1 protein-coding gene is annotated in these 1,475 nt (G+C 62.9%); it reads right to left on the bottom strand.

Annotated elements, in window-relative coordinates; translation table 11 throughout:
* Positions 1-152: 152 nt before the first annotated feature.
* On the bottom strand, positions 153-1,226 hold the full coding sequence (locus Q0Y09_RS05970) for a serine hydrolase (RefSeq protein WP_297719063.1): 1,074 nt from the start codon (positions 1,224-1,226) through the stop codon (positions 153-155).
* Positions 1,227-1,475 lie beyond the last annotated feature (249 nt).

Genomic DNA, 1,475 nt, shown 5'->3' with positions numbered 1-1,475 from the left:
GGGGTGTTGGCGGAGCCGCCGCCGCAGCCGGCCAGAACGCCCACGAGCATGGCGCCGGCAAGGGACAGGGACAGCCATTTCTTCATGTTCTTCATGTAATGACCTCTTTTCCTCAAAGTTTGTATCGGACAAGGGAGACAGCGCGCCCTTGTTCATACCACAGGGGGCGGGGTGCGGCCCAGAAGGGCGTAGTGGACGGCCCGGCGGAACTCGTTGGAGTTTCCGGGGGGCTCCCCCTCCGGGCGGTAATATTTGTTGGTGAGGATCACGGCGCCCAGGTCGTTGGATCGGCTCACCCACAGGCTGGTGCCGGTGAAGCCGGTGTGGCCGCAGCCATCGGGGTAGGTCTCTCCCTGCTCAAAGCCCAGACCACGGCCACAGATGTCGGTGGTCATGGCCCGGAGGAAGCAGGGCTTTTGGGTGGTGAGGAAAAATTGCCCCAGCCGGCTCAGGGCGCCGGCGGAGGCGAAGACGCCGGCATGGCCGCTCTCGCCCTTCCAGTAATAATAGGCGTTGCCGTCGTTACACGCTCCCCGCACCGGCACGCCGTTGGGCCGCCAGCCGTCGAAGGTGATGCCCCGCTCGGCGCACATGCGCTGCTCGATCTGATTTCCGTAACAGGAGGGGGCGCACAGGGCCGGGTCCACCGGCCCATAGGCCATCTCGGTAATGCCCAGCGGCTCCTTGATGTACCGCTCCAGCCCCTCACGGAGGGTGAGGCCGGTGACGAAGGAGAAGAGCTGGCCCATGAGCATGAAGTTGAGGTCGCTGTAAGCCATGCCGGTCTCCGTCGGGGTGGTGGAGAGGACGTGCTCCAGTGCGGTGTAGAAGTCCCGGCCGTCGGCGTAGAAGGGATACCAGGGGACAATGCCGGAGGTGTGGGTCATGATCTGCTCCACCGTCACGCCGGCGAGCCGCTGACGGGTCACCGGTCCGGGGCCATCCTCAGGCAGGTGGGAGAGGATGGGGTCCTCCGGGGTCAGACGACCCTCCTCCATGGCGGAGAGGACCAGGGTGGTGCAGATGAGCTTGCTCACCGAGGCCAGATCGAACCAGGTCTCCGGCGTCACATCGCCCACCGAGCACCGGTACAGGGTCTCATGGCCCCGAAAGATCTGGCAGACTGCGGAGGGGTAGTAGCCCCGCCCCCGGTAGTCCTCCAAAATATGGTCGATCACAGTGAAGTCCGTGGTCCATCCCTCCTCATACAGGATACAAAACGTCATGTGCCAAGCACGCGCCACGAAAACGGGCAAAGGCTTGTGGCGCATGAAGCTTATGCGCATATGGGCCGTCACGGCACATGCGCTTTGATTTCATGGCCGTGCCGCAGAAAGAGGCACATGGCCAATTTTTCTCTGCTTTTGCATAGCAAAAGGCCCCATATTCCATGAGCGCACGATGGCTCAGGAATACGCGGCCCCCGCGGGGGAGGAGGTTTCCTCCCCGATGTATTTCTGAAAACATGGTAGCAT

This window comes from Intestinimonas sp., assembly GCF_026169115.1.
In the GTDB taxonomy this organism is placed as follows: domain Bacteria; phylum Bacillota; class Clostridia; order Oscillospirales; family Oscillospiraceae; genus Intestinimonas.
This window is presented reverse-complemented; position numbering and strand designations above follow the sequence as displayed.